This is a genomic window from Neobacillus drentensis (assembly GCF_036966985.1).
GTDB lineage: Bacteria > Bacillota > Bacilli > Bacillales > Cytobacillaceae > Neobacillus > Neobacillus drentensis_E.
In genome coordinates this window covers 1-5761 of sequence record NZ_JBALSN010000449.1, presented here as the reverse complement: position 1 = coordinate 5761, position 5761 = coordinate 1, and the positions used below count along the sequence as shown (strand labels likewise).

The following is a 5761-nucleotide window of genomic DNA, read 5'->3' as shown; positions in this document are numbered from 1 at the left end:
ATATAAAGTAGGAGGCTGCAGAGAAGTAATAGGATTCCCGATGTAAAAAAAGGTGCGCGCCACCCGGATATCGTAATCCATGCCGAAAGTGGGACGGTCGCTAACAAAAAGCCAAAGCTTCCTGCCATTCCCGCGATACCCAGTAATCCTACAAATTCTCTTACTTTAAACCATTGACTAAGGATTAAAACTAAATTAACCCATATCGCCGCATCGCCCGTGCCTACCAATAATCTAGCAAAAAGAAAAACCGCTTCATGCGAGGCTGTACTATAAATTAATGTACCTATACCTGCAAGCAGCGTCCCTATCACTAGAAAGAAATTAGGTCCAAACCGATCAGATAAGATTCCTACCGGTATTTGTAAACCTGCATAAGCAAAAAATTGAATACTTGCCAATAATCCAATCGTAGAGGCGGTAATGTTAAAATCTTTCATTAATTGGTCGGAAATCAATCCGGGGGCTGTTCGTTGACTCACAATTAATAAATATGTTAATAAAACTGACACAAAAACGACCCATCGATACTTGCTATTTTGTTTTTCCAATGATCTCTACTCCTGTTAGTAATAATTTTCTTATTATACTACATAAATTTGGATTTTTGTCTTTTAAGGCACTGACTTTGTTTAGTGCTACTGTTATATTGAAATCGTTAATTCAACGAATAAAAAGTCCTCTAATGCTAATGAACTAACTTTAAATGGGAAAGGCTTATTTTATCATGAAAATGATGTTAACCCATATATTTAGTTTATACCATTATTAAAGGGGGAATTGGTTCATGAATCAACAAACCTTAATATTGGATTTAGATGACACCTTAATTCATTGCAATAAATACTTTGTAGAATCTCGAAACAGATTTGCAAATGTAATGAAGAAATGGTTTAAATCGGTTTCTAAGCAAGAAATTCTCGACAAGCAATCTGAAATTGACATAAAAGGTGTGGAAAAAAACGGCTTTCATTCTTCCTTATATACGCAATCCTTAGTGGCAACCTATAGGTATTTTTGCCTAAGGTTCGGAAGGAAACTGAAGGGATCTGAGATAAATCAAATTGAAAAAATTGGTCAAAGTGTTTTTCAACGAAAGGTAAAACCATTTCCATATATGTATGAAATCCTGGATACCTTACAGGCAGACGGACATCAATTGTTATTATTTACGGGAGGGGATGAAGCAAACCAAAGGAGAAAAATTACTCAATTGGGGTTAACGGATTACTTTGAGAACAGAATCTTTATTTTTGAACATAAAAACACAGATGCACTGCAACAGATTTTAAATAAAATCAACACAGATAAAAAGAGTACTTGGATGATTGGGAATTCACTCAAGACGGACATCAAACCGGCGCTAGAGCTGGGAATCAATGCCATCCATATTCCTGCAGAAATCGAGTGGAGTTATAATATTGTCGATATTGAAATCGAACCAAGCGGTACTTATGCTCAATTAAAATCACTTGTTCATTTGCCAGAGTTTATCAAGGAACAAGCATATAATACTGCGATAAATAGGGGAAGGAATTCTGTCAAAGAAATTCTGTCAATATACTTAAATAAAGAAGTTAAAGCGTAAACGAAAGAAGTAGAGTGGTTGCCATATGGGGACCACTCTTTATTTATTTAAAAAGTTAATTTGTTAGAATAGTAGTTATGGCTTATATAGAGTATAATAAAGTTAACTATCGTAGTAAGGAGATACCTATATGAGCATTAAACCAAAAAAGTATAATTTTTTTAAACGATTTGGACGTGCTTTTAAGTTAAATATAATTAAACTGCTCAGGTCTCCTGGTGGAGCTAAAAAAGTATCCTTAGGATTCGCCCTGGGCCTAGGCTTAGAAATGTTGGTTCTATCAACAGGATCACTTATCTATATATTTTTTGTTCCGATTGTCCGTATAGCGAAAGGTTCATTACCTGCATCAATTATTGGGAATGTGATCGGAAAATTAACACTGCTCCCAGTCATATTGTTACCTTTTGCAAAAACATTAGGGAAATTTCTTTTTCCAATGAAGGTTCATATCGGGCACCATTCCTCTTTTTCATTTAAAAAATTAATCCATGGCGATTTTCATACGCTCGTAAGTATCCTTCATGGAGGAATTCATACGTTAATAGGAATGTCGATTTTCGGGTTAATCCTTGGCATTTGTTCTTATTTCATTGTGTATCATTTTTATGAAAAAGAAAAAGCAAAAAGGCAAAAAAGAAGACGAGAAAAACGCGAAGTTCCTCTTAATTCAATCAACCAAACATATATATAAGAGCCCAGAAAAGAAAACGTCTTCAGAGGAAGGTGTTTTCTTTTTTTAGCTTGGATTAATCTTTTCTGGATAATGTACATATTAATAGTTGAGGTGAAAATTGTGGAAACATTACATTCGAAATTTGATTTACATACCCACCATGATCGGTGCGGTCATGCTCGTGGCAAAATACGTGATTATATTGAAGCAGCCATTGAAAGGGGATTAAGTGTAATCGGGATCGCTGATCATTCTCCCTATTTCAGCAGCGAGGAGGATCAACTCCATCCTAACATCGCCATGGCAAAAAGTGCATTTCCCGAATATATTAACGAAGTCCTTCAATTAAAACAAACGTATAAAGAAAAAATTGACGTGCTGCTCGGAGTAGAGTCAGATTTCTTCCCTGAGTCAGTTGAGATTTACCGCTCCTGTTTTGAACCGTATCCTTTTGATTACATTATTGGATCGGTTCACTATGTGGACGGAGTAAGTATTTTTAATAAAAAGCGATGGAACGGCTTAACAGAAAAAGAAAAGATCAAGTCGAAAGAAAATTACTATTCTCTGATTGAGCAATCCGCACGAAGTGGTATGTTTCAAATCCTCGGCCATATTGACGCCATGAAAGGATTTTATCCTGCTTTTTCATCCATTCAGACAGCTGCGGTTGAACATACCCTTAAAGTGATTGGAGAACATGATATTGCAATTGAAATCAACACCTCTGGAAAAACCAAGGACGTTGGCGGCTGGTATCCGTCGGATGATATTCTTGAAATGGCACTACACTATGGTGTGAAGGTAACCTTTGGATCCGATGCTCATGATCCGCATCGTGTAGGGGACGATTTTGATCTAGTTCAGCAGCGTCTCAAGGAGATTGGATTCAAGGAATGGGTTTATTTTAAGAACAAAGAGAGAATGATAGTAAGGATTTAGCATAATTCCGTATGGTCTTACAAACACTACCTGTAAAAAGGGGTGTAAACATGGACAAAGAAAAAAAGAATGTACCACAGGAATTTCAAAATAATATGAAAGATAATAAAAATAGCAAAACCAATCTTACAGCAAACTTAGAGGATAATGATATTCAGCCAGAGAGTGCGATTATCATTGGTGGCGGAGATCCAAATCTATCTCCAGATGCCGGACGACCGCTTATATAATTGAAAGGACACCTTTCCACATTCATTTGAATAGTGGAAGGGTGTTTTTTCTTCGTAAAATTGTCTGCAATCTTGCTTTCCATTATGATTGAATAAGGGGAACCCTAATGATCTCAATGGAGGAAAAAAATGAAATTCAATAAAGGAATAAAAAGACTCGGATTATTTCTGATTTTATTAATTGTATTTATGTTCTTTAATAATAGTTCTTTATTAACGAAGGATCGTAAGGGAGAACCGTTCTTATTGGCACACCGCGGGCTTGGCCAAACTTTTACAATGAAAGGGATCGAGTGGGATACCTGTACAGCGGAGCGTATTTATAAACCTGAGCATCCCTACTTAGAAAACACACTGTCGTCTATGAAAGCTGCCTTTGATGCCGGTGCTGACCTTGTCGAATTAGACATTAAAGCAACAAAAGATGGTCAATTTGCCGTGTTCCATGACGGAACCCTTGAGTGCCGCACAAATGTGAAAGGCTCTACCAAAGACTACACGATGGTAGAATTAAAAAAAGTCGATATTGGTTACGGATATACTGCTGATAATGGTAAGACTTTTCCGTTTCGGGGAAAAGGAGTGGGATTAATGCCGTCACTAGACGAAGTGATGACGCATTTTGCCGATAAACCATTCCTGATACATATTAAAAACGCTGACCCAAAAGAGGGGACGATGCTTGCTGGATTTCTATCGAAACTACCGGAAAAACGCCTTGATCAGCTAACTGTATACGGGGATGATCAACCGATTGCCGTATTAAAAGAACAACTTCCAGATCTTCGTGTGATGTCAATGGCTACGCTGAAAAGCTGTTTGATCCCCTATTTAGGAGTGGGATGGACAGGTTATATCCCATCGACCTGTGAGAATACGCAATTGCATGTTCCTGAAAAATACGCCCCATTGTTGTGGGGATGGCCGAACAAGTTTTTAAATCGCATGGATGATGTAAATACTAGAGTCATTGTGGTCGCAGGGGATGGAGAATGGTCTGAAGGCTTTGATTCAGCGGATGATCTAAAACGGCTTCCAGATCACTTTACAGGAGGAATATGGACCAATCGAATTGATAGGATTGCCCCGTTAGTTAAGGGGGAAGGGCAATAGTGATGAGCAGGTCATAAGGACCGAACCGAAGGGGATCGGTCCCGAATGGTCCTTATGAATTTATATTTATCTCCTAAATGCGAATCACACGACCCTTAAACATGTTTTTCCAATATCCTTTTGTCATATCGGCGACCGCAACCCCTGTTGAATTTTGGGAACCGATAAATTTCCCATCGCCAAGATAAATTCCAACATGCCCGTCTTTTTTGTAGGTGTCAAAGAAAACAAGGTCACCTGGCCGCATATCTTCGGGAGAAACCTGTCTGCCATCATCTTTAATTGTCGACGTCGAGGTGCCGATTTCAATGCCAGCCTGCGCAAACGCCCAGTGGACAAATCCGGAGCAATCAAATCTTCCACGGGCAATATCATCTTTATTTCTTCCGCCGCCAAACACATAAACAGAGTTACCAACATACTTATTTCCAGCATTAATGACAGTCCCTATGTAGTCACGTACATTATCCGAAGCTACATTTTTGTATGTTTCACCTTTATCATTACCCTTACCATTAATCTTATCTTTGTTTCTTAATTTCTTTTTATGTTGCTCTCTAAGCATTGCGTATTCATTTTCTTGTTTTATTAGATTAGTTCTTATCGTTTCTATTTTTTTCTTCATAATTTTGAGGTCGGCTATTTTTTTTTCTAAAGAGATCTTTTTGTTATCGTATTTCTGTTGCTGTGTTTCTTGTTGCTGGAGAAGACTTTGATCTGCCTCCGCAATGGCAGCCACGGCGCCGACACGTTCTACAAAATCACTTAGACTTGTTGCCCCTAGGAGTACATCGAGATAGGCAATATGCTTGTCAGTTTGTTGATAGGATCGAGCACGTTCTCGTAAAATACTTTTTCGCTTTTCCATATCCTTTTTTAAGCTCTGAAGCTCTTTTTCGAGCTGTTTGACCTCTGTTTTGGCTTGTTTGCGTTCGGACTTAATCTTGCTTATTTCTTGATTATTCAACTGAATGGCTTTGGAAACCCGATTCAACTGGGTATTTATGCTTGAAAAATTTCCTTGAAGTGTAAGATTGTCATGTNNTGTTGAGCTTTTGGAGGGCTTTGTATGTCAGTTACCGATTCCGCCTGAACCTTATGTATCGAATTCCCAGCTAAAGTAAGCATAATGGCAAAACACACCATAGTAAGTATCTTTTTGATCACCTAACACCACTACTTTCCACACTATTATTTTCTAAATGTTCACAC

7 protein-coding genes are annotated in these 5761 nt (G+C 37.9%); 5 read left to right on the top strand and 2 right to left on the bottom strand.

The window, feature by feature from the left end:
* On the bottom strand, window positions 1–551 hold a 551-nt coding region (locus V7659_RS24945), incomplete at its 3' end, for an MFS transporter (protein WP_335542811.1).
* A 236-nt stretch (window positions 552–787) separates the two neighbouring features.
* Between V7659_RS24945 and V7659_RS24940 the strand changes: the two genes are divergently transcribed.
* The 5 genes from V7659_RS24940 to V7659_RS24920 all read left to right on the top strand — a co-directional run bounded on the left by V7659_RS24940 (window position 788) and on the right by V7659_RS24920 (window position 4549).
* The gene (locus V7659_RS24940; RefSeq protein WP_335542810.1) at window positions 788–1588 is read left to right on the top strand and encodes an HAD family hydrolase; all 801 of its coding nucleotides are present in this window, start codon (window positions 788–790) and stop codon (window positions 1586–1588) included.
* 130 nt (window positions 1589–1718) lie between these two features.
* Window positions 1719–2282 (top strand): DUF2062 domain-containing protein, encoded by a 564-nt coding sequence (locus tag V7659_RS24935; protein WP_335542809.1) that lies wholly within the window; start codon window positions 1719–1721, stop codon window positions 2280–2282.
* Between the two features lie 102 nt (window positions 2283–2384).
* Window positions 2385–3206: a histidinol-phosphatase gene (locus V7659_RS24930; RefSeq protein ID WP_335542808.1), complete on the top strand. Its 822-nt coding sequence runs from the start codon at window positions 2385–2387 to the stop codon at window positions 3204–3206.
* A gap of 50 nt (window positions 3207–3256) precedes the next feature.
* Complete coding sequence (locus tag V7659_RS24925; protein ID WP_335542807.1) at window positions 3257–3436, top strand: hypothetical protein; 180 nt, start codon at window positions 3257–3259, stop codon at window positions 3434–3436.
* 129 nt (window positions 3437–3565) lie between these two features.
* Window positions 3566–4549 carry a glycerophosphodiester phosphodiesterase family protein gene (locus V7659_RS24920; RefSeq protein ID WP_335542806.1) on the top strand — a complete coding sequence of 328 codons (984 nt, stop codon included), beginning with the start codon at window positions 3566–3568 and terminating at the stop codon, window positions 4547–4549.
* 73 nt (window positions 4550–4622) lie between these two features.
* Here the strand turns inward: V7659_RS24920 and V7659_RS24915 are convergent, their stop codons facing one another.
* A complete protein-coding gene (locus tag V7659_RS24915; protein ID WP_335542805.1) occupies window positions 4623–5543 on the bottom strand; it encodes a C40 family peptidase in 921 nt (306 codons plus the stop codon).
* Between the last annotated feature and the right edge of the window lie 218 nt (window positions 5544–5761).

Bases quoted from the DNA above. Each gene is read 5' to 3' on its own strand.
- V7659_RS24940 (WP_335542810.1), top strand. From the start codon at position 788: ATGAATCAACAAACCTTAATATTGGATTTAGATGACACCTTAATTCAT.
- V7659_RS24935 (WP_335542809.1), top strand. From the start codon at position 1,719: ATGAGCATTAAACCAAAAAAGTATAATTTTTTTAAACGATTTGGACGT.
- V7659_RS24925 (WP_335542807.1), top strand. From the start codon at position 3,257: ATGGACAAAGAAAAAAAGAATGTACCACAGGAATTTCAAAATAATATG.
- V7659_RS24920 (WP_335542806.1), top strand. From the start codon at position 3,566: ATGAAATTCAATAAAGGAATAAAAAGACTCGGATTATTTCTGATTTTA.